Source organism: Pseudorhodoplanes sp. (assembly GCF_046289595.1).
Taxonomy (GTDB): domain Bacteria; phylum Pseudomonadota; class Alphaproteobacteria; order Rhizobiales; family Xanthobacteraceae; genus Pseudorhodoplanes.
In genome coordinates this window covers 34,743-57,224 of record NZ_JBKBVB010000006.1, presented here as the reverse complement: position 1 = coordinate 57,224, position 22,482 = coordinate 34,743, and the positions used below count along the sequence as shown (strand labels likewise).

General features: G+C 62.8%; 20 protein-coding genes, 1 tRNA gene and 1 pseudogene. 17 read left to right on the top strand and 5 right to left on the bottom strand.

What is annotated here, in order from left to right; all coding sequences use genetic code 11:
- Positions 1-80 precede the first annotated feature (80 nt).
- The 9 genes from ACK41X_RS03125 to ACK41X_RS03085 all read left to right on the top strand — a co-directional run bounded on the left by ACK41X_RS03125 (position 81) and on the right by ACK41X_RS03085 (position 11,257).
- Positions 81-1,427, top strand: coding sequence for an ABC transporter substrate-binding protein (locus ACK41X_RS03125; RefSeq protein ID WP_409719166.1), 1,347 nt, complete (start codon positions 81-83; stop codon positions 1,425-1,427).
- A 126-nt stretch (positions 1,428-1,553) separates the two neighbouring features.
- Complete coding sequence (locus ACK41X_RS03120; RefSeq protein WP_409719164.1) at positions 1,554-2,270, top strand: ABC transporter ATP-binding protein; 717 nt, start codon at positions 1,554-1,556, stop codon at positions 2,268-2,270.
- Positions 2,270-2,971 (top strand): ABC transporter ATP-binding protein, encoded by a 702-nt coding sequence (locus ACK41X_RS03115; protein ID WP_409719162.1) that lies wholly within the window; start codon positions 2,270-2,272, stop codon positions 2,969-2,971. Before ACK41X_RS03120 ends, ACK41X_RS03115 begins: the two co-directional genes overlap by 1 nt.
- Before the next feature lie 5 nt (positions 2,972-2,976).
- Positions 2,977-3,846 carry a branched-chain amino acid ABC transporter permease gene (locus ACK41X_RS03110; protein ID WP_409719160.1) on the top strand — a complete coding sequence of 290 codons (870 nt, stop codon included), beginning with the start codon at positions 2,977-2,979 and terminating at the stop codon, positions 3,844-3,846.
- Between the two features lie 9 nt (positions 3,847-3,855).
- Positions 3,856-5,010 carry a branched-chain amino acid ABC transporter permease gene (locus ACK41X_RS03105; RefSeq protein WP_409719158.1) on the top strand — a complete coding sequence of 385 codons (1,155 nt, stop codon included), beginning with the start codon at positions 3,856-3,858 and terminating at the stop codon, positions 5,008-5,010.
- Positions 5,011-5,250: 240 nt separating this feature from the next.
- Positions 5,251-5,682, top strand: a complete 432-nt coding sequence (locus ACK41X_RS03100) for a hypothetical protein (protein ID WP_409719156.1) — start codon at positions 5,251-5,253, stop codon at positions 5,680-5,682.
- Positions 5,683-5,803: 121 nt separating this feature from the next.
- Entirely contained in the window at positions 5,804-6,697 is an 894-nt protein-coding gene (locus ACK41X_RS03095; protein WP_409719154.1) for a hypothetical protein, read from the top strand.
- 296 nt (positions 6,698-6,993) lie between these two features.
- Positions 6,994-10,416: an AAA family ATPase gene (locus ACK41X_RS03090; protein ID WP_409719152.1), complete on the top strand. Its 3,423-nt coding sequence runs from the start codon at positions 6,994-6,996 to the stop codon at positions 10,414-10,416.
- Positions 10,417-10,555: 139 nt separating this feature from the next.
- Positions 10,556-11,257 carry a Crp/Fnr family transcriptional regulator gene (locus tag ACK41X_RS03085; RefSeq protein WP_409719150.1) on the top strand — a complete coding sequence of 234 codons (702 nt, stop codon included), beginning with the start codon at positions 10,556-10,558 and terminating at the stop codon, positions 11,255-11,257.
- Positions 11,258-11,328: 71 nt separating this feature from the next.
- On the opposite strand, the gene ACK41X_RS03080 is transcribed toward ACK41X_RS03085, so the two are convergent.
- On the bottom strand, positions 11,329-11,574 hold the full coding sequence (locus ACK41X_RS03080) for a hypothetical protein (RefSeq protein ID WP_409719148.1): 246 nt from the start codon (positions 11,572-11,574) through the stop codon (positions 11,329-11,331).
- A 198-nt stretch (positions 11,575-11,772) separates the two neighbouring features.
- A tRNA-Ser gene (locus ACK41X_RS03075) sits at positions 11,773-11,862 on the bottom strand.
- A gap of 541 nt (positions 11,863-12,403) precedes the next feature.
- Between ACK41X_RS03075 and ACK41X_RS03070 the strand changes: the two genes are divergently transcribed.
- The 8 genes from ACK41X_RS03070 to ACK41X_RS03035 all read left to right on the top strand — a co-directional run bounded on the left by ACK41X_RS03070 (position 12,404) and on the right by ACK41X_RS03035 (position 20,505).
- Positions 12,404-13,213: a septal ring lytic transglycosylase RlpA family protein gene (locus ACK41X_RS03070; protein WP_409719146.1), complete on the top strand. Its 810-nt coding sequence runs from the start codon at positions 12,404-12,406 to the stop codon at positions 13,211-13,213.
- 71 nt (positions 13,214-13,284) lie between these two features.
- Positions 13,285-14,508, top strand: a complete 1,224-nt coding sequence (locus ACK41X_RS03065; protein ID WP_409719144.1) for a D-alanyl-D-alanine carboxypeptidase family protein — start codon at positions 13,285-13,287, stop codon at positions 14,506-14,508.
- A gap of 29 nt (positions 14,509-14,537) precedes the next feature.
- The gene (gene tmk, locus ACK41X_RS03060; RefSeq protein ID WP_409719142.1) at positions 14,538-15,203 is read left to right on the top strand and encodes a dTMP kinase; all 666 of its coding nucleotides are present in this window, start codon (positions 14,538-14,540) and stop codon (positions 15,201-15,203) included.
- Positions 15,203-16,249, top strand: a complete 1,047-nt coding sequence (locus ACK41X_RS03055; RefSeq protein WP_409719140.1) for a DNA polymerase III subunit delta' — start codon at positions 15,203-15,205, stop codon at positions 16,247-16,249. Before tmk ends, ACK41X_RS03055 begins: the two co-directional genes overlap by 1 nt.
- An 86-nt stretch (positions 16,250-16,335) precedes the next feature.
- Positions 16,336-18,396: a methionine--tRNA ligase gene (metG, locus tag ACK41X_RS03050; protein WP_409719138.1), complete on the top strand. Its 2,061-nt coding sequence runs from the start codon at positions 16,336-16,338 to the stop codon at positions 18,394-18,396.
- A 45-nt stretch (positions 18,397-18,441) separates the two neighbouring features.
- Positions 18,442-18,873 (top strand): hypothetical protein, encoded by a 432-nt coding sequence (locus tag ACK41X_RS03045; protein ID WP_409719136.1) that lies wholly within the window; start codon positions 18,442-18,444, stop codon positions 18,871-18,873.
- A 12-nt stretch (positions 18,874-18,885) separates the two neighbouring features.
- Positions 18,886-19,680 carry a TatD family hydrolase gene (locus ACK41X_RS03040; protein WP_409719135.1) on the top strand — a complete coding sequence of 265 codons (795 nt, stop codon included), beginning with the start codon at positions 18,886-18,888 and terminating at the stop codon, positions 19,678-19,680.
- Between the two features lie 30 nt (positions 19,681-19,710).
- Entirely contained in the window at positions 19,711-20,505 is a 795-nt protein-coding gene (locus ACK41X_RS03035; RefSeq protein WP_409719133.1) for an MBL fold metallo-hydrolase, read from the top strand.
- 308 nt (positions 20,506-20,813) lie between these two features.
- On the opposite strand, the gene ACK41X_RS03030 is transcribed toward ACK41X_RS03035, so the two are convergent.
- The 3 genes and pseudogenes from ACK41X_RS03030 to ACK41X_RS03020 all read right to left on the bottom strand — a co-directional run.
- Positions 20,814-21,338: a type II toxin-antitoxin system VapC family toxin gene (locus tag ACK41X_RS03030; protein WP_409719131.1), complete on the bottom strand. Its 525-nt coding sequence runs from the start codon at positions 21,336-21,338 to the stop codon at positions 20,814-20,816.
- Positions 21,325-22,131 carry a hypothetical protein gene (locus ACK41X_RS03025; RefSeq protein WP_409719129.1) on the bottom strand — a complete coding sequence of 269 codons (807 nt, stop codon included), beginning with the start codon at positions 22,129-22,131 and terminating at the stop codon, positions 21,325-21,327. Before ACK41X_RS03025 ends, ACK41X_RS03030 begins: the two co-directional genes overlap by 14 nt.
- A 38-nt stretch (positions 22,132-22,169) precedes the next feature.
- A pseudogene (locus ACK41X_RS03020) lies at positions 22,170-22,313 on the bottom strand (IS1595 family transposase); the annotation flags it as partial.
- Positions 22,314-22,482: the final 169 nt, after the last annotated feature.

The following is a 22,482-nucleotide window of genomic DNA, read 5'->3' as shown; positions in this document are numbered from 1 at the left end:
CAGCGCGTGACCGCATTGCGGGACACGACTCTTGGCTGCGCGCTTGCGAAGCAGACATAATGATATATCGGGAGGAAGCGATGACCGACAAAACCACGCGCCCAAACACACGACAAAACACAAGACCTGGCATCGACCGGCGCACGCTCTTGAAATATTCGGCGGCGGGAAGCGCGGCGCTGGCATCGAGCGGCGTGTTCATGCCGGCGATTGCTCAGCAGAAGCCGATCAAGATCGGATTCGTGTCGCCGCAAACCGGACCGCTGGCCGCTTTTGCCGAGGCCGACAATTTTGTGCTCGGTCAGGTGCGCGAAGCCACCAAAGGCGGCCTTAAGGTCGGCAACGCAACCCGTCCGATCGAGATCGTGGTGCGCGACAGCCAGTCCAATCCGAACAGGGCCGCCGAAGTCGCCAAGGAACTCATCGTCCGCGACAAGATCGATCTGATGCTCGCCGCCAACACACCGGAAACCACCAATCCGGTGGCGACCCAGTGCGAGATCGAGGAAGTGGCCTGCGTCACCAACAATTGCCCATGGCAGCCATACTTCATCGGACGGCAGGCCAATCCGGGCGATCCGAAAAGCTGGAAGCCGTTCAACTACACCTATCACTATTTCTGGGGACTCGAAGACGTCATCGCCGTCTTCCTCAACATGTGGAACCAGCTCGACACCAACAAGATCGTCGGCGGCCTGTTCCCCAACGATGCCGACGGCAACGCCTGGGGCGACAAGGTCGTCGGCCTGCCCCCGGCGCTCGACAAGGCCGGGTTCAAGCTGTTCGATCCGGGCCGTTACCAGAACCTGACTGATAATTTCTCGGCGCAGATCGCGGCGTTCAAGGGCGCCAATGCCGAGATCCTCACCGGCGTGGTGTTGCCGCCGGACTTCACCACCTTCTGGAAACAGTCGATGCAGCAGGGCTTCCGCCCGAAGGCCGCCTCGGTCGGCAAGGCGCTCTTGTTCCCGGTCGCGCTGGAGGCGCTCGGCAAGGACGGTCATAACCTCTCGACCGAGGTCTGGTGGACACCAAATCATCCGTTCAAGTCGTCGTTGAACGGCATGAGCGCCAAGCAGCTTGGCGACGCCTATGAGCAGGCCTCCAAGAAACAATGGACCCAGCCGATCGGCTTCGTGCATTCGCTGTTCGAGGTCGGGCTGGACGTGCTCAAGCGCACGGCGGACATCGGCGATTCCAAATCGACGGTTGATGCGATCCAGAAGACCGACCTGCAGACCGTCGCCGGTCCGGTGAAATGGGACGGCAAGAACGTGCCGCCCTTCGCCGCCAAGAACATCGCCAAGACCCCGTTGGTCGGCGGTCAGTGGCGTATCAAGGACGGCAACAAGTTCGAGATCGTCGTCACCGATAACCGTACCGCGCCGGAGATTCCGACCGGCGGCAAGATGGAGCCGATCGGCTAAACCCCTGAACGCAGTTACATCTGCATTTCAGCGTGAGGCCGATCTGACGTGGATTGCGCATAAAGCAAGGGCCGGGATCATGCCCGGCCCTTGTCCTATCCGGCACAAGGTTGCGTATCGACACACATGCTTCTTGAACTGCAGGGCATCTCCAAATCGTTCGGCTCCGTTGTGGTCGCCGACAAGATCGACCTGTCGGTCGCGGCCGGGGAGGCGCTGGGCATCATCGGACCGAACGGTGCCGGAAAAACCTCGCTGTTCAACCTCATCGCAGGCGGCATTTCGCCGGCAGCCGGCAAGATCCTTCTCGACGGCAAGGACATCACGCGGGTACCGACGCACCGGCGCTGCGTCGCCGGAATCGGCCGCTCGTATCAGATCCCGCAGCCTTTCGAAAATCTGACCGTGTTCGAGAATCTGCTGGCCGGGGCGGTTTACGGACGCGACCAGAACGAGCGCGACGTGATCGACGCCTGCGGTCGCATCCTCGATCTCACGCATCTGTTGCCGCGCGCCAATGTGCCGGCCGGCCGGCTGACGCTGCTGGAGCGCAAGCGTCTGGAAATGGCACGAGCGCTGGCCACCGGACCGCGCCTTCTGCTGCTCGACGAGATCGCCGGCGGCCTGACCGAGGGCGAATGCTCCGAACTGGTCGAGACCATCCGCGGCATCCATGCCGACGGCACCACCATCGTCTGGATCGAGCATGTGGTGCATGCCTTGCTCGCCATCGTCGAGCGGCTGGTGGTGCTGAATTTCGGACGCAAGATTGCCGAAGGGCATCCGCGCACGGTGATGAACTCCCCCGAAGTGCGGCAGATCTATATGGGCATCGACGCGTAATGGCCCTTCTCGAAACCCGCGCGCTGAAATCATTCTACGGCGATTTTCAGGCGCTGTACGGTATCGACACCTATCTGGAGCAGAGCGAGACCGTGGCCATTATCGGCGCCAACGGTGCGGGTAAATCCACCTATCTGAAATCGATCGCCGGTCTGATCCGCAACGATGCGGACAGCGTGATGTTCGACGGGAGCGCGATCGGCGCGCTGCCTGCCGCACATGTCATGAAGCTCGGCATTTCGCTGGTGCCCGAGGGGCGGCGGTTGTTTCCCTCGCTCACGGTCGAGGAAAATCTCCTGATCGGCCGCTACGGCCGGCAAGCTCCCGGACCGTGGTCGCTTGAGGAAATCTACCGGCTGTTTCCGGTGCTGCGCGAACGCCGTAATGCCGCCAGCACCACCTTGTCGGGCGGCCAGCAGCAGATGGCGGCGATCGGGCGCGCGCTGATTTCCAATCCACGTCTGCTGCTTTGCGACGAGATCAGCCTGGGTTTGGCTCCGATCATCATCCGCGACATTTATGCGGCGCTGCCGCGCATCAAGGACAGCGGCACCAGCGTGATCATCGTCGAGCAGGATATCGTGCAGGCGCTGCAGGTCGCCGATCGCGTCTATTGCTTCCAGGAGGGACGGCTGTCGCTCGCCGGGCGCCCGGGAGAGCTGACGCGCGCGCAGATTCACAACGCCTATTTCGGATCGTGACGGTCATGGCGGAGTGGATCAACACCATCATCCAGGGCATCCTGCTCGGCGGGTTGTACGCATTATTCGCGGCGGGGCTGTCGCTGATTTTCGGCATCATGCGGCTGGTCAATCTGGCGCATGGCGATCTGATCGTGCTCGGCGCGTTCGTCATCCTCGCGATCGGCGCCGGGCTGGGGATCGATCCCTTTCTGGCGACGTTGTTTGCAATCCCGATCATGTTCGCGATCGGCTTCGGCCTTCAGCACGTCTTGCTGAACCGCACGCTCGGTCGCGATTTGCTGCCGCCGCTGCTCGTCACCTTCGGTCTGTCGATCATTATCCAGAACGGACTGCTGGAGACCTTCTCCGCGGACAGCCAGTTGCTTCGTGCCGGCGATATCGGCACGGCGTCGATTTCGCTCGGGGGAGGGGTGGCGTTCGGGGTGCTGCCGCTGCTCACCTTCCTGTCCGCGATCGGCGTGATCCTCGCCCTGAACTTTCTGTTCTATCGCACGCAGCTCGGCCGCGCCTTTCGCGCCACCTCCGACGACCTTGAGGTCGCCCAGGTGATGGGCATCGATCATGGCCGCATCTTCGCCATGGCGATGGGGATCGCCATGATCGTGGTGACGATTGCCGCGCTCTATCTCGGCATGCGCGCCAATTTCGATCCGACCATCGGTCCGGCGCGGCTGATCTATGCATTCGAGGCGGTGATTATCGGCGGGCTTGGCAGCCTGTGGGGCACGCTGATCGGCGGCATGATCATCGGGCTCGCCCAGACGATCGGCGCCGCCATCAACCCCGAATGGCAGATCCTCGCGGGTCACATCGCCTTCCTCATCGTCCTCGTTGTCAGGCCGCGCGGGCTGTTCCCGCGCGCCTTCGATTGAGGCCGTGCGATGGATCTGTTTTGGCAAGTCGCCAGCTGGCAGCAGCGCAAAGACACGGACCGGCGGCGAACCGGGGTCGAGCCGCTTTCATCCGCAAAGACCTATTCCAGCGAGGTCGGCGGCAGCTATGGGCGGGCGCTCGGCCTGCTGGCGGCGGGCGTCGTGGGTCTGCTGATCGTGCTGCCGGCCTTCGCGAGCCGCAATGCCATTCAGGATCTCATCTTTATCTTCTACATGCTGGCCCTGGCGCAATACTGGAACCTCCTGGCCGGCTATGCCGGCCTGGTCTCGGTCGGCCAGCAGGCCTTTGTCGGACTTGGCGCGTATCTGCTGTTCGCGCTGACGATCTTTCTGGATCTCGATCCGATCCTTGCCATCATTCTTGCGGGCGCGTTTGCGGGGTTGTGCGCCATCCCGACAGCCTTTGTCGTGTTCCGGCTGCGCGGCGCATACTTTGCCATCGGCACCTGGGTGATGGCCGAGGTCTATCGTTTGGTGCTCGCGCAGTTCAAGTCGCTTGGCGGCGGCACCGGAACCTCGCTGCCGCCTGCGGTCACCAATAATGTGTTCGGCATCGATTGGGTCAGGACCGCATTCGATGTGCGCACGCCAGCCGCGCGCGATATTGTCACCTACTGGATCGCGCTCGCACTCGTGGTGGGTACGGTTGCTGCGGTCTACTGGATCCTGCGGTCGCGGCGGGGCCTTGCGCTCGCGGCGATCCGCGACTCCGAGACCGCGGCCGAGGCCGTCGGCATCGATAATTTCCGGACCAAATTCTGGGTGTTCGTGTTCGCAGGCATCGGCACCGGCATGGTCGGCGCGCTGATCTATCTTCAGAAGGCACGCATTTCGCCGGATGCAGCCTTCTCCGTGCTCGACTGGACCGCTTATGTGATCTTCATTGTGGTGATCGGCGGTATCGGCACCATCGAAGGTCCGATCATTGGCGTCATCATCTTCTATCTGATGCAGACCTATCTCTCGAGCTACGGCACCTATTACCTCATCCTGCTCGGTGCGCTCGCCATCGTGATCATGCTGTTCGCGCCCAAGGGCATTTGGGGCTACGTCTCGGACCGATGGGGGCTGGTGCTGTTTCCGGTGCGCCGCACCCTGAAGGTCTCAGACAACGTGATCGATCAGCGCCGCAACGACGCTTAGCGCGACGAACTGGAAAAGACGAATTGCATGAAAACTCGGCGCATCGATCGCGGCGTTTTCTGAGGTGATGGTATTTAGTGACTGGCATCATGTCGACGTGACATGCCGACTTGGCGTTAGCGAATTCGGTTCGCTTGCAATCGTACCCTTTCACAACTAGCATGCGTAAATTGCAAGCCGCTGGCTTGTTGACCGCCACCGGCTGCGCGTCGGACCTGCTTCAGAAGCGGAGGGCTGGTTATGACAATTTATCGCAAAGTCAAAGGCGAGGAGCGAGCTGCACGTATGGCAGCGGCGGCGGATCAATCGGCCGGGCCAGGAATGCTGGATGCCCGCCGGGACAGGATGGCTGTGGCCGACACGTCCTACCAAAGCGATGCACTTGCCCAACTTATTGTCGATGCATGGGTCAACAAGAATAATTTCGGAACCAACCTGTTGAACGACAGGGCCTTTGTCAAAGCGGAATTGCAAAAGCGCGGAATTTTCCTCGAGAATCCAGTCGTTATCCGCGAGGATCAGTACTGGAGCGTCCAAGGATACACGCAGGATGACGACAACGAGGTTGTGTTTGTCTTGCCCGATGAAAAGCGTGTCGCGACAAACGCGCCCCAGCACAGCCTGCTTGAGACGGCGAAGCTTCTGATGGCCTGCGTGCCGAACGGCATTTAGTCCGTACATCCAACACAGTTCAGATCCGGCGGCTTTATCTTCACGGGAGCTTTGTTCGCGTCGCGCAAATATTCTTCCAGACACGGCTTCACGCGAGCACTCCGCAAGCAGGAGGTTCGGAATGGCACGGCCGATCACCGAATGGGTCGACGTCGACGGCGATGTTTCGATCATCGCGCGCGAGACCGGAGAAGTCTGGTTTTATAGGCCCGACGCGAAGGACAAGGGCGCTGATCCATTCGGAACACCGATGACGGGGCGCGGCTCGGCTGCAACGGCCGTCTCCCTGCTCGATGGGGCGATTCATCTCGGCTTCAGGCGGATCGAAACGACCCTTGCAACACCAAGTCCGACCATTGCGGGCTACGTGATGGCGCTGATCGGCGCTTATCACACCTCTGTCGACACAGCGAAAAACCTGCGGCGCGCCGGCCGGCGGTTCCAAGAGCTCGGCCGTCCCGATGTGACGGCCTACCTCGAAGAGCGTGCGCGCGAGGAAACCGGGCACGACCGGCTTGCACTCAAGGATCTCGGTGCGCTTGGTGTCCCCGCTGAACGGCTGGTTGCCAATCTCGTGCCCGAGGGCATCGCGCCGATGTGCAGGCATTTCGACGAGCTGTGCGCCGAGGACTATCCGATCGGCTGCGTCGGCTATTCCTACTGTCTGGAACGGATCGCGGCGCTGAAGCAGGCGGCCGATATCGAAAGCGTCAAGGCGATCTGCCCCGAGGGCGTGGATGCGACCCGCTTCCTGCGCAGCCACAGCGGTCTCGGCAGCGAAGCCGCGCATGTCGAAGAGACGATTGCGTTTGTGGCGGCGCTTCCCGCGGATGACCGGATCAAGGTCGTACGGGAGACCTATCAGTCTGCCGTGATCATGGCGAAGGGATACAATCGCGAATTGATGCGAACCGAGGCGGAAGTCATAGCGATACTGGAACGCGCGGCCGGCGAGCCGTTGGGCTTCGACACTGGGCGGCCGTTGATGCAGGCCGGGTCTCGGCCTGCAGTTTGACATCGCGCGGCCACGCGCATCCGTGGTTGCGCCAAATCGGACGGTGCAACGCCGGCGCGGTGCATCGCAGTCAATACTGTGCGCGAAAGGCGCCAAGTCTGCGTTGGGGTCCAACGTATGAGCCTCGCGCCGGGCTAAGCAATCCGTTGCATGCAGAACAACGGACACGATTATTTTTATCGGTTCGCTATGGCGATCATGCGATGATGGCTGGCATCCGGCTCGCGGGTGGGCCCGGACCGATCCGATCGCGTCATCACCCCGTTTCGCAGGCCGCAGACAGCGGGATCCAGACATTGCCGAAGTCAATCCATGACCTTGGGGAATGGCTGACTGAACACGGTCTCGGTCAGTACACGGCGTCGTTCATCGATCACAACATCGACTATACGCTTCTATCTGAATTGACCGAGGCCGATCTGGAACGGATCGGCATGTCGCTTGGACATCGGAAGTCGTTCTTGCGTGCTCTCAGGGCCGAAGTCAGCGGCAGAGACTCCGGCCATGGCGTTGCTGCGCTTCATGCCGCATCGGTTGCTGCCGCTGCGCCGTATCGTGAAGCCGAGCATCGGCACATCACGGTCATGTTCTGCGATCTCGTGGATTCGACCAAACTCTCCGAGACGATGGAGCCGGAGGACTTGCAGGTTCTGCTCGCGTCGTATCGCGAGGCCTGCAGCACCGCCATCCGTCGGTATGGCGGATGGGTCGCCCGCTACATGGGTGACGGAGTCATGGCTTTTTTCGGCTGGCCCCGCGCCCATGAAGACGATGCCATTCGTGCGGTTCATGCCGGCCTGGAGGCAATCTCGGCCATCTCTGGGATCGCAGGTCCGGCACAGCTTGCGGCCCGGGTCGGCGTGAGTTCCGGCCCGGTTGTGGTCGGCGAAGTCGGCGCAGGCGATGATTCGTCGGTGGATGCGGTCGGCGAGACCCCGAATATCGCCGCCAGGCTGCAAGCCATGGCCGCCCCAAACGCCATTGTGATTTCCGAAGCCACGCGAAAGCTGCTCGCGGGCGCCTTCGAGTACCAGGACATCGGCCGCCACGTACTCAAGGGCATTACGCGGCGCATTCAGGTCTATCGGGTGCTCGGCGCCAAATCGGTCGACAGCCGGTTCGACGCAGCGCATCCGGAGACGCTAACCCCGCTGGTTGGGCGCTCGACCGAACTGAATATGCTGTTCGACCGCTGGGCCAAGTCGAAGGAGGGCGATGGCCAGGTCATCTTGCTGTCGGGAATGCCCGGTGTCGGAAAATCGAGGCTCATTCACGAACTGAAAGTCCAGCTCCAGTCCGAACCGCATTTTCTTTTCAATCACCAATGCTCGCCCTATCACACCCAGAGCGCGTTCTTTCCGGTCATCGAGCAGATCGAGCGTTCGGCGCAGTTGCTGCCGCGCGAATCGGCCAGCGACAAGCTCAGGAAGCTGCAGGCTTATCTTCCCGGCACCGTCGGGGACGATCCGGATACTCTCGCACTGGTGGCAAATCTGGTGTCGATCTCAGGCGACCAGCAAAATCAGCTTGCGTCGCTCACGCCGCAACAGATCAAGAACAGAACCGTCACGGCCCTTGTGGATATCCTGCTGGGCTTCTCCGCGGAGCATCCGACGCTCTGCATTTTCGAGGATGTTCACTGGATCGATCCGTCGACATGGGAGCTGCTTGAGCTGGCGATCGGCCGTGTCGATCGCGCCCGCATCCTGCTCATCGTCTCATACCGCCCGGAATTCAGACCGAACTGGCTCACCCGCTCCAACGTCACCGTTCATTCCCTGACCCGCCTGTCGCGCAGTGAGGTCGCCGGAATGGTTGAGGCGATTGCGCTGCGGGAAAGCGTGCCGCTCCAGCCGGTCATGAACCAGATTATCGAGAAGGCGGACGGATTGCCGTTGTACATCGAGGAACTGACGAACAGCATTCTGTCCGCAATGCGCAGCCAGCCGTCGGCCGACGGCGCAGGTTATGCAAATCCAGCCGCCATCCTCAGGGTTCCGGACACGCTTTCCGATGCGTTGATGGAGCGTCTCGATCGCGTTCCGCAGGGACGCCGTCTCGCGCAAACCGCCGCGGTGATCGGCCGCGATTTCTCTCATGAACTGCTGGCCTTGGCGCTGCCGGTCGACGAGAACAGCCTGCACCTCACTCTCGCGCGCCTCGAAGAGGCCGATATCATCTATCGGTCGGGGGGATCGCCGCATCCGCTCTACGCGTTCAAGCACGCCTTGATGCGCGATGCGATCTACAACTCGCTCCTGAAAAGCAGCCGGCGCCAGATGCATTCCGAGATCGCGGAAATTCTGGAAAGCCGCTTTTCCGGAATCGTTGAGACGCAGCCGGAACTGCTTGCGCATCACTTCAGCGAAGCGGGAAATTATTTGAAGGCTGTTCGATTCTGGCATCTGTCCGGTCAGCGGGCGACCGCCCGGTCCGCCAATGTCGAGGCCATCTCGCATTTCAGGCGTGCGCTGGACGCGCTGGCGGGCTGCCCGGACACATCCGATCGCACCGCGCAGGAAATCAGTCTGCATCTGGCGCTCGGGATCCCGATGATCGCCGTCCGCGGCTATGCCGCGGAAGAAACGCGGGAGGTGTTTGCCCGCGCCCGCAGCCTGTGCCTGCAGCTGAACAAGCCCGGTGAATATTTTCAGGCGCTCTACGGGCTTTGGGGGCATGCCTGGATGAGCGGCAACAACGATCAGGCGCTGAGTATGGCGAAAGAATTCCTGATCAGGGCGGAGGGAACGTCGGACGCCGTGCCGCTCATGGTTGGTCATCGGGTTATGGGCAGTACGCTGCTGTCGATCGGAGAATTCGAGCAATCGAGACAGCATCTCGAAATGTCGATCGAGCTATCGCAACGCAAAGACCGCCAATCGCTCTACAGCCGCTATATGGTCGAACCCCAGACGGCATCCCTGTTGCTGCTGTCATGGGATCTGTGGATTTTGGGGTATCCCGAACAGGCGTTGTCGCGGGTGTCCAAGGCGCTCGAGCTGTCGCGGCAACTCGACCAGCCCTATAGCATCGCCTTCGCGCATTATATGACGTCCGTTGTCCATCTGCTGCGCGGCGAACCGCGTGCCGCGCTGGCCAGCGCCGAGACCAGCTTCGAGATTTCGCGGGAGCAGCGTTTTTCGCTGTATGTCCTGCTATCGAGAGTGTCGCGCGGCTACGCGCGCGGGGGGCTTGGCGAAACCGAACTGGCCAGATCCGAAATCAGGCTCGGCCTCGCGGAAATGCGCAAGGCCGGCGTACGGTATATGCTGCCGATGATGGACGAATGGCTCGCAGACATGACCGCAAGAAGCGGAGATCGCGAAGCGGCACTATCCATCATCGAAAGGGCTCTGGTCGGGCTGGACGAGGTGACGGGCCGGTCGTGGGAAGCGGAATTGCACCGGCAGCGGGCACAGATCCTTGCGACGCTTGGCGCGGCGCGCGCAGCCGAAGCCGAGGCAAGCTTCAAGAAGGCGGTTCAGATTGCCGAGCGGCAGGGCGCACGCTCGTTTGTGCTGCGGGCGGCGAGCGGACTTGCGGCGCTCCTGCATTCGCAGGGCCGCAGCGAGGAGGCGCGCCGGTGGATCGCACCGGTCTATGAGGGATTCCGCGAGGGTTACGATACCGAGGATTTGACGCGAGCCCGTGGCCTCCTGACGGCCTTGTCTGCCCAGGACAACCGCTGCAACGGCCGAAATGTGAGCGTGCGGGAATGATCAGGCGTCAGGCGATACGCGGGAAAGAAAATGGTTTCGGAAGCGGCGGCGAGTGCCCCGCAAGTCCGTCCTCCGCCACCATCGCCACCATCATGGGCGGGATTTGCCGGACTTTTCCGGCAAGCCGATTCGAGCGACGATGACGACCGAGCTGTCAGCGCACCAGATCCAGATTGCAGAGCGGCTCGCGTTTTTTCGCAATCACCCGATCTTTGGGATATTGGGGTCCGATCTTCTCGACAGGTTGCGATCGCACGCCCGCGTCCGCAATGTGGAACGTGGTGCCACCATCTTCTCCAAGGGCGATGCCGGGACGTGTCTGTTCGCGATTCTGGAGGGCCAGGTCAAAGTCATCTCATTCTCGTCCCGCGGCAAATATGCGGTTTTCAATGTTCTGAACACAGGAGACATTTTCGGTGAGATCGCGCTTCTGGACGGCGGTGAGCGGACGGCGGACGTCATCGCACTCACCGACTGTAAGCTCATCGTGATCGAGCGCCGCGATTTCCTGCCGCTGGTGCACAGCAGCCCGGACGTGGCGCAGCGGCTGATCGAAGTGCTGTGCGAGAGACTGCGCAATACCAGCCGGCAGGTCGAGGAGGTGATGTTCCTCGATCTGTCGGCGAAGCTCGCCAGGACGCTGCTGCGGCTTTGCGACAGTGCAGGCGGCAACCGGATTGCGCTGACTCAGAACGAGATCGCGCAGATCATCGGGGCGTCGCGGGAAAGCACCAACAAGCAGCTGCGCGACTGGGAAAATCTGAACTGGATCCGGCTCGAGCGCGGCGAGATCGTGCTCATGGATTTGCGATCGCTTGCGGCGGTCGCAGGCGCGACCTGACCCGTCATTTGAGCGCGCATATCCAGAAAAACATCGGCCCCATGAAGCCGCAGGTCCACCGCACGTCGGGGCTACCAGACCACGAGGCCGCAATCGATCGGCTCGGACAGGCACCGCTCGAGAATGTGACCCCGGCCATAACTGGGCGAATGGTATCCGTAATGCGGAGCAAATTGCACTTTCCGGTGAGCGTGATATCCGTCGCCGGTCTCGACGCTCAGTTCCGGGTGCGGCTGATGGGCGCTGGAGACGTACATGGCTGCGGCGGCGGCAAGCGCCGCGACGGCGGCCAATGTCAGCATGCTGTGACGAACCATGCCGGTATCCTCCCTGTTGCGGAGGGGTGACGACTTTTCAGCTGGAATTGACGTAGTTCGCCGGCCGCCGTGCCGATGTGAGGGGCGTCACATGCGCGGGCCTTCGGCCGTCACAGGGGCGTGAGGCTTTGTGGCGCGAGAGGATTGGCGGCGACGCCGTCCCCGGGGATGGTCGTCCCCGGCCATCTCGCCTGCTTCTGGCGGAAGGGGTGGGATTCGAACCCACGGTGAGCTTGCACCCACGGCGGTTTTCAAGACCGCTGCCTTAAACCACTCGGCCACCCTTCCATCCGGCTGTCTCTGAATGGGGGAAGGAGGGCGCCATTGCAAGCCGCAAACCGGGTTAGGGCTGCGTCCCGGGCTCGTAACAGGCGCGCATGGCGTGCAAGTGGCTTCGCATCGCGCGCACGTCGCCGACCACCTGACCGAAGGGAAAAACGCCATGGCCGGATGGAAAGCATGATGCAGATGACAAAGGCGAGAACGTTGGCGGCCACGGATGGCAGGCCCATGGCGCCCGACAGCCCGTGACCTGAGGCGACGACGGCCAGCGAGAACAGCAGCCAGATCGAAGCCGGATAGACACCCGAGACAAATCTTCAGGAGCGCGGCCATCTCGCACGTCTCCTGTTTACGGTATCATTGTACAAAATTCCGGTGCCGGATACCATGCGCTCAGGCCGCGTTAACCATCTGATTAGCCCGGGCATTTGCGTGGCGCACGGGTCACGCTATGGTGAATCCGGGGAGGGGCTTGCGGCCCCTGAGATGCGTTGGGGACGGGATGCCGTCGTTTCGGGGGAATGGTGCGATTCGGGCCGCGGCCGCAATGGCCGCAGCGCTTGCACTCGCGAGCTGCGCTTCGTCCGACAAATTCGCCCGCAAGGTCGATCCGAAATACGGCGTTGCGTCGAGCCCGCGTGTGGTCGAGATGGGCGAGCGGGTTCCGAAGGGCGGCGGCGTCTACCGGGTCGGCAAGCCCTATGTCGTGGCCGGCCGAACTTACATTCCCGAAGAGAATACCAGCTACCGGTCGGAGGGGCTTGCGTCCTGGTATGGCCGCGATTTCCACGGGCGGCTGACGGCGAATGGCGAGGTCTTCGACATGGAATCGATCTCCGCCGCGCATCCGACGCTGCCGATGCCGTCCTATGTCCGCGTCACCAATCTCGCCAACAAGCGCTCGCTGATCGTCCGGGTCAACGATCGCGGGCCCTTCCATGGCAACCGGGTGATCGATCTCTCGCACAGAAGCGCACAATTGCTTGGCTTCAAGGACAGTGGCGTCGCCCGGGTCCGGGTCGAATATATCGGCCGCGCCGCACTCGAGGGCTCGGATGACCGCCGGCTCGTGGCAACACTGCGGCATGGTGAGCCAGCGCCGGCGCCGGTCGTTGTAGCCGCCGCCGGCAACGCGCCGATCGCATTGCCGCAAACCCCGCGCGGTATCCCGGTTGGCGGCCCGGTTCCGGTTCCGCCGGGGCGGCCCTACAATCTCGGCGAGCCGGTTTCGCCGGGCCTGACCGCGATGACCGCGGCGTCCCGGTCGCAGCGCTCCTCACTTCATGCGGTTCCCGACGCGGGCGGCATGCGCTATGATGCGCGCGCCGGTTTCATTAGCGGACGCGGTCTTTACTAGCGCGTTGCCGGCTTCATCCTTGGGGGCGTCGCTCGCGCGATGTTCGCGCCTAACGTGGTATTGTCCGTCCGATGTCGAGATTGGCCTTCCGCGCCCTTGCCGCCGCCGTCGGCTTTGCTGTCGTTGCAGGATACGCTGGTGCGATTGCCGCACCCGCAACCATCGCCGGCGGCAAGACCAAGGACGATGGATTTCAGACCGCAGCACCAACTGCAATCCTGATCGAATACGAATCCGGCACGGTGCTGTTCGAAAAGAACGCCGACATGCTGGTCCCGCCGGCCAGCCTTGCAAAGCTGATGACCGCGGAAACGGTCTTCAACGAGATCAAGGAAGGCAATGTCAAGCTGGACGAGGAATTCGTCATCAGCGAGAATGCGTGGCGCAGGGGCGGCGCGCCGTCCGGCGGTTCGACCATGTTCGCGCCGATCCACAGTCGCATCACCGTCTCCGACCTGTTGCACGGCGCCATCATCCAGTCGGGCAACGATGCCTGTATCGCGCTGGCGGAAGGTATCGCCGGCAACGAGGACGCCTTTGCGCGGATGATGAACAGCCGCGCGCGCGAACTCGGATTGACGCAATCCAACTTCACCAATTCCACCGGGCTGCCCGACCCCGATCAGCGCGTCACCGTGCGCGAGCTCGCAAAACTCGCGCGTCACATCATTCAGACCTATCCGGAATTCTACAAACTCTATGCCGAGCGCGAATTCACCTGGAACAAGATCCGGCAGTTGAACCGCAACCCGCTTTTCGCGATGAATATCGGCGCCGACGGGCTCAAGACCGGCTTCACCAAGGAAGCGGGCTACGGACTGGTGGGCTCTGCGGTGCAGAACGATCTGCGCCTGATCGTGGTGGTGAACGGACTGAAGACGGCAAATGAGCGCGCCGACGAGGCGCGTCGCCTGTTGAACTTCGGCTTCAACGGATTCGAATCGCGCGTGCTGTTCGAGCAAGGGCAGAAAGTCGGCGATGCCCGTGTGTTCGGCGGCGAGCAGCGCTATGTCGGGCTGGAAGCGCGCGACAACAAGCCGATCCGGCTCATGGTGCCCAAGAACACCACGGAGAGGATCATCGCGCGCGTGGTTTATCAGGGGCCGCTGCAGGTTCCGGTCGAGAAGGGGCAACCGGTCGGCGTCCTGAAGGTCTGGCGCGGCGAGAATGTCGCGCTGGAAGTGCCGCTGCAGACGGCGGAGGCGGTGACCGGCGGCCCGCTGCATCGCCGCGCCATGGACGCGCTCGCGGAATTGTTCGGCGGCTGGTTCCGCGCCGGGCTGGAGAAACTGTGACGGCGGCCGCTCGGCGGCAGAGATGAGGCATGCGCGGCAAGTTCATCACCTTTGAGGGCGGCGAGGGGACCGGCAAGTCGACCCAGGCGCAGGCGCTTGCGGAGCGGCTGACCTCGCTCGGGCTTTCCGTGACGGTCACCCGTGAGCCCGGCGGTTCGCCCGGCGCCGAGGTGATCCGTCATGTGCTGCTCTCCGGCGCGGCAAAGCCGCTCGGTCCCGAGGCCGAAGCAATGCTGTTTGCGGCGGCGCGCGAGGATCACATCGCGCACACCATCAGGCCCGCGCTCGACCGCGGCCGCTGGGTCATCTGCGATCGTTTTGCCGACTCGACCCGCGTCTATCAGGGCGTGCTCGGCCACGTCGATCCACGGCTCATCAAGCGTCTGGAGAAGATCACCGTGGGCGACACCCGGCCCCACCTCACCGTCATCCTTGATGCGCCGGCGGAAACCGGCCTTGCGCGCGCGCATGCGCGGCGCGGCCATGCCGATGCCGACCGCTTCGAAAGCGAGGATCTGGCGTTTCACGAAAGGCTGCGCGAGGCCTATCGCCAGCTGGCCGCGGGCGAACCGGAGCGCTGCGTGCTGATCGATGCGGCCGGTACTCCGGAACAGGTGAGCGAGCGGATTTGGTCGGCGGTCGTGCGCAGGCTCGACCCCGCAACAGCGCCGCTTGCGATCCAGGACGCCCGCTGATGGCGCGCGCTGCATCCGCGGCCGCGGACGACGACGGCATCGCGCATCCGCGGCAAACCGCCGTGCTGTTCGGCCATGACGGCGCCGAGCGTACGCTGCTCGACGCCTATCGGTCGGGGCGCATCCCGCATGCCTGGCTGATCGGGGGAGCGCCCGGCATCGGCAAGGCGACGCTTGCGTTCCGGATGGCGCGATTCGTGTTCGCCCATCCCGATCCGGCGGCGCCGGCCGTGCAGGACGCGGCATCGCTGTCGGTCGCAGCCGATCATCCCGCCGCCGGGCTGATCGCGGCACGTTCCCATCCGGACCTGCTGGTGCTCGAGCGGACCCTGTCAGAGACCGGCAAGCTGCGCACCGTGATCCGCGTCGACGATGCCCGCAAGGTCGCAACGTTTCTCGGCGCGACCGCAGGCTTCGGCGGCTGGCGTGTGGTCATCGTGGATGCGGTTGACGATCTCAATGCCGAAAGCGCCAATGCGCTGCTGAAGGGCCTCGAAGAGCCGCCGGCCCGGACGCTGTTTCTCCTCGTCAGTCATGCCCCCGGCGCGGTGCTGCCGACCATCCGGTCGCGCTGCCACCGGCTGATGCTGCGTCCGCTCGCGCCCGATGCGCTGACCAAGGCGCTTGCCGCGGCGACCGGGGAGGCGCCCGATCCCGCCATCGTCGCCGCAGCCGAAGGCAGCGTGAGCCGGGCCCTGTCGCTCTCGGAGGGGCCGGCCTTCAAGCTTCGTCAGCAGACCATGGACTTGCTGGCAAGGCTGCCGGCGCTCGACATGCGCGAGCTTCACGCGCTTGCCGACAGTCTCGCCCAGTCCGATGCGCGGGTCTTCGAGATTGTGCTTGATGCGGTCAATGACTGGCTCTCGGCGCGGCTTGCTGCGACGGTTCAGGCCAAGGCCCAAGCCGATAGCGCCAAAGCAGTGCAGATCGCCGGGATTTGGGATGAACTGAACCTCGCGGCCCGCGATACCGATACCTATAATCTGGATCGCAAGCCCTTGATCTTCAGAACCTTCGGCCGCCTTGCCGACGCAGCGCGCGGCTGATAGCTCTCGCGTCGAAAATCCGACCGGCCGCGCCTGCGCCGCGGCCATTCCTGTGTGCAACCGCATCCCGTGACGGCTGAGTGACCATGGCGAAGAAAACCAAATCGAAACACGCCAAGCGGGCGACGACATCGGCCGCTGCGCGCAAGGTCAGGCGTTCGCGGAACGGCGCAGCGAAACGGAAGAGGCCGGTCAAAAAGACATCGGCCAGGAAAAAAGCAGTCAGGAAAACGAAAAAGCCTGCCGCCGGGAAACGGAAAAAAGCGGTCACGAAAAACCAGCAACGGACTGCCGCGAAGAAGAAGGCTTCAGCGCGCAAAGCGCCGTCCGCAAGGAAAACGAAGCAATCGTCCAAGACCGCCACGAGGGCCAAGAGCACCAAGACCGCCAAGAGGGCCAAGACCGCAGCACTGTCCGCCGCAACACCGGGCACGCTCACAGTCGCTCCGATACCGGCGCCCGTCACCGCCGAGACCAAGCCGCCCGTTAGGACGCCGGCAAAGCCGCCCGCCGCGCCACCCGCAAAGCCCCGCGCGAAGCTTCCGCCGGCGCCGCAACTGGCCGTTCGTCCGCAGGTAACGGACGCGCCGGCGCGTCGCAGCTTCTACATCACCACCGCGATTTCCTATCCGAACGGCGTGCCGCATATCGGCCATGCCTATGAGGCGATCGCCACCGACGCGATTGCGCGCTTCATGCGGCTCGACGGTTACGACGTCTTCTTCCTCACCGGCACCGACGAGCACGGTCAGAAAATCCAGCAGACCGCGGTCAAGGAGGGCCTGAGCCCGCGCGATCTGGTCGACCGCAACGCGCAGCGTTTCCGCGAGATGGTGGCGCGGATGAACTGCTCGAACGACGACTTCATCCGCACCACGGAAGCGCGCCATCACGCCGCCTCGCGGGCGATCTGGGAGCGGATGGAGGCCAACGGCGATATCTATCTTGCGAAATATGCCGGCTGGTATTCGGTGCGCGACGAACGCTATTTCGCCGAGGACGAGACGCGCCTGAACGAGCAGGGCGCGCGCGTTGCAGTGGAAACCGGCACGCCGGTCGATTGGGTCGAGGAGGAGAGCTATTTCTTCCGTCTCTCCGCCTATCAGGACAAGCTGCTCGCACTTTACGCCGAGCATCCGGATTTCGTACTGCCGAAGGAGCGTCTCAACGAAGTCGCGAGTTTCGTGAAGGGCGGCCTGCAGGATCTGTCGATCTCGCGCACCACCTTCGATTGGGGCGTGCGCGTGCCCGGCAACGACAAGCACATCATGTATGTGTGGGTCGATGCGCTGACCAATTACATCACCGCGGTCGGCTATCCCGATGTCGGCAGCGCGACCTTCCGCAAATACTGGCCGGCCGACCTCCACGTCATCGGCAAGGACATCGTGCGCTTCCATGCCGTCTATTGGCCTGCCTTCCTGATGTCGGCGGGCGTTGCGGTGCCGCGCCGCATTTTCAGCCACGGCTTTCTGTTCAACCGCGGCGAGAAAATGTCGAAGTCGGTCGGCAATGTGATCGATCCGTTTGCGCTGGCCGACGCCTATGGCGTCGATCAACTGCGCTATTTCTTCCTGCGCGAGGTGCCGTTCGGCCAGGACGGCAATTACAGCCACGAGGCGATCGTGACGCGCATCAATGCGGAGCTTGCGAACGATCTCGGCAATCTGGCGCAACGCTCGCTGTCGATGGTTGCAAAGCAGCTCGGCGGCGTCATGCCTGCGCCGGGCGGCTTCTCGGAGGCCGACCGGACCATCCTTGAATCGGCCGATGCGATGATCGAGGGCGCACGCGAGGCGATGAAGACGCAGGCGCTGCATCAGGTGCTGAATCAGATCTGGGCCGTGGTCGCCGACGCCAATCGCTATTTTGCCGGTGAGGCGCCATGGGCGCTCGCCAAGACCGATCCGGCGCGGCAGGCGACTGTGCTCTATGTCACCGCCGAGGTGATCCGGCAGGTTGCGATTCTGGCGCAACCCTTCATTCCGCAATCGGCGGGCAAGCTGCTCGATCTTCTGGCCGTGCCCGAAGGCGAACGCGATTTTGCGCGGCTCGGCGGAACGCACCGGCTTGCGTCCGGCGTCAGCCTGCCGGCGCCGGTCGGGGTTTTCCCGCGCTATGTCGAAGCCGAGGCCGGCAATCCATGAGCGTCTTGGCGACCGGCAATCTCAGGATGGGCACTGGGTTCGGACATGGCGCTGCTGTATGAAAATCGCGGGCGCGCCAAGCGCGCGCGGTTCAGCATTCTGGCGGCCGTGGTCTGGTCGGTGGGATGGTTCTACTGGGCGAATGTGCTGCGCAGCGGCGGCACCCGGCCGGCAGCGGTGCTGATCGTCGTCATCGTTGGCCTGTTGCCGCTGGTTGCGCTCTATTTCTACGGCAATGTCTATGTGGTCCGGCTGGTCCGGAACGGCGACATGCTGGACGTCACCACGCTCGGCCTGTTCGGGCCGAAAGAGGTCCGTCTTCCGCTGTCGCAGGTGCTCGAAGTGGCGCGGCCCGAGGCCGGCGGCATGACCATCCGGGTTGCCGGACGGCGGACGCCCTTCATCCTTGATCTGCAGGCCGAGCATAGCGACGTGAAGGCGATCGCTGCGCTTGCCGATCGCCGCGCGGCGTCATAGGTGCGGCCCGCGATGCTCGTCGACAGCCATTGCCATCTCGATTTTCCGGACCTCGCCGCCGATCTCGACGGCGTGGTCGCCCGCGCGCGCGCTGCCGGCATCGGCCGCATTGTGACGATCTCCACCCGGGTGCGCCGGCTGGCCGACCTGCTCGCCATCGCCGAGCGCTACGACGATGTGTTCTGTTCGGTCGGCACCCATCCGCATCATGCGCATGAGGAAATCGATATCTCCACCGCGGATCTTGTCGCCAAGGCCGCGCATCCCAAAGTCGTGGCGATCGGCGAAGCCGGCCTCGATTATTTCTACGACACGTCGCCGCGCCTGGCGCAGGAACAGGGTTTCCGCACGCATATCGCGGCGGCGCGCCAGACCGGGCTGCCGCTGGTTATCCATGCGCGCGATGCCGATGACGACGTCGCGCGCATTCTGGAGGAGGAGATGGGGAAGGGGGCCTTCCCCGCCGTGCTGCATTGCTACACCGGCGCCCAAGACCTCGCCCGCCGCGCCATCGCGCTCGGGCTCTATATCTCCTTCACCGGCATTCTGACCTTCAAGACCTCGCAGGGCTTGCGCGACATCGCGGCCTCGCTGCCGGCCGACCGGATCATGGTCGAGACCGATGCGCCGTATCTCGCGCCCGGCAAATATCGCGGCAAGCGCAACGAGCCGGCTTATGTGGTCGAGACCGCCAAGGTGCTGGCGCAGACGCGCGGCGTTTCGCCGGAGCAAATCGCGGAACAGACGACGGAGAATTTCTTCCGTCTGTTCAACAAGGTCCCGCGCAACATCTCAGCCGCCGCATGAGCTTTTTCGTCACATGAGCCTGAGCGTCGCATGAGCCTGACCGTCACCATTCTGGGATGCGGATCGTCGGGCGGCGTGCCGCGTCCGGCGCTCGGCTGGGGCGCGTGCAATCCGGACAATCCGAAAAACCGGCGGCGGCGCTGTTCGATCCTGGTTGAACAGACCGGACCCGGCGGCACGACCTGTGTGCTGGTCGATACCTCGCCGGATTTGCGCGAGCAGTTGCTGGACGCCGAGGTCGCGAAACTCGACGCCGTCCTGTTCACGCACGAGCATGCCGACCACACCCACGGCATCGACGATCTGCGCGGGTTCTTCATCAGGCACCGGCGCCGCATCGATGTCTATCTCGATGAGCCGACGTCGCGTGCGCTGCATGCCCGGTTCGGCTATTGCTTCATGACGCCGCCCGGCAGTGCTTATCCGCCGATCCTTGCCGAGCACCGGATCGTGCCGGGCCAGCCTGTCGTCATCGATGGCGATGGCGGCGCCGTCACCGCGCTGCCGGTGCTGCTGGACCATGGCGACATTCCGTGTCTGGGCTTCCGCTTTGGCGCAATCGCGTATACGGCGGATCTGGTCGGCATGCCCGACGACAGCGCGCAGGCGCTGACCGGGCTCGATGTCTGGATCGTCGACGCGCTGCGCCATACGCCGCATCCGAGCCATTTCTCGCTGTCGGACGCGCTGGACTGGATCGGCCGTCTCAAGCCCAAAAGGGCGATCCTGACCAACATGCATACCGATCTCGATTACGACGCGCTGCGCGACGCCTTGCCGCCGCATGTCGAGCCGGCCTTCGACGGGATGCGAATCGTCGCCTGAGCGGACGGAGGCGGCGTGGACGATGGTTGAGAAGTCGGGCCGATCCGCCGGATTTGGCGCAAGATGTTGTGCCGGCTCGGTGAGCCAAGTCGGAATCGGCCCGAAACATCCGATCAAAAATAGGCGACGTTACACTTGACATGCGAATTACAAGATATTGATGGGCCTAGGCTTTTTTGGCTAGGTGCTCTTGCGACGCTTGGACTTGCCGACGACGCGCTTGAAGGCACGCTCAAACGCCCCCGGATCGTTGGAAGCGCCTACCTCGCGGGCCATCTCAATGAACCGCCTGTGACGCTCAGCGTCAGTCAGGGGCGTGTCGGCCTTCGCAGATCGAGGCCGGGATTTTTTGCCGCTGGCTTGCATATCGTGAGTTTGTGTCCTCCGACGTTGCCTGAAAGCCCTATGAGTCCGATGGACTTAGAATCGCTGCCGCCATCATCGAATGTGTGAAACTCCGCCGCCCGATACAAGATGGCGGTCGCCAGATGTATGGCGTCGGGGGTCGTGAGCTTTTTGCCGCCGTACTCTTGCGCCCGCACCGTGTAGTAGTCGCGTATGTCATGGGCCAGATCGGCAACTTTGATGTCCACGCTGATACGATGGACGCGTTTCATCATATCCTTAAACAGTCGGTCCAAACCGACAGGTAGCTTGCTCTCCAGACATTCGACCAACGTAATAGCCGATGTAATGATTTTGCATTCGCGGCGTTTGGCTCTAGCAATGACCTCACGAACGCCATCCATCTCCCCGGACGGACGTTGTTCGTCCTTGATCCATGCGAGAAATAGACACGTATCCCAATAATACGCTGGATCAGCGCCAGCCATCGCGAAGCTCCCGAACGAACGCTTCGCTGCTAAGCGCCCCCGTCGCGTCTGGGGCGCGTCCGCGTAGGTCATCCCAGTCCGGCAATTCAGAAGCCGGCGGGAAAACATCTATCTGAGAAACAGCTACCTGGTGCGCAAAACTCGCGCCGATACGATAGTGGAGCATTCCGGAAATCTCGACGCGCCGGCCGACCGCAGCAACCGCGTCGTCATAGAGTTTTGGCGGGAATTTGCAGGTGACCTTTTTCGGGCCAATCTCGGGATAGATGTGAAAAATGTTCGCGCCATGATGCAGGTTGATTTGCTCTAGCATCCCCTCAATAGAGCCTTCGCATTCCTCATCAACCGCTAAGGCGCGATCTACCTTGCTCCCTACAGTCTCAGTTAGTTCAAAGGTGCGATCTCGGAAGACAAGGGCGGCACTCTTGACCGTCTTGCCAACGGGGCGCGTGAGTCCGCGAATGTCCTCCAACAAGTCGGCATCCACGCCGCTGAGATCATCGCCATTGGCCAGCGCCTCGGTCACGCGCTCAAGGCGCGTCAAGATCGCGGGAACGACATACGGACGGTTCGGAAGCGCCTGCGGTTCTAGGACAACTTTGATCGGGCTCCGGTAGGAAAGCTCCGCGATCCGCAAAACGGTCGCGGGCTTCCCCTCGCTTAAACCCCGATCCACTTGCGTGATAGCGGCGCTGAGGCTTTGAAGTTGAGAAAGGAACACGCCCAACCGAACTTGCCCTTCATCTTCGGGCAAGCCTTCGATTATCAACGTGATCCTGTCTTCTTCGGCCATGACCTTCAACACGATACGAAAGCCGCTTCGTAGGGATTCTACTCTGCGAATGAGTCCCGGTACATAAGCCTTTTCCCGACCACGCCTTGCAGTGCGATTTCCGCGCGGCGAGTGTCATTGATGCCAAGGCGCTCGCGCGTGTTCTGCCGGAAATCGAACTCGGCCAGATAGCGGTCAAGATGGAATAAGGGTCCGTATGTCAAGTGTAACGTCGCCCAAAACTATTCCATAATATGTCTTATGCGAATCGAGCCGTGCGGTCAGACAAGGCCGGCCCGTAACGTGCCCGCCCGGGCGGTATGTGCCCGCCTGGGCCACATGGGCCCGCCTGGGGATGATGACGTGAAACCG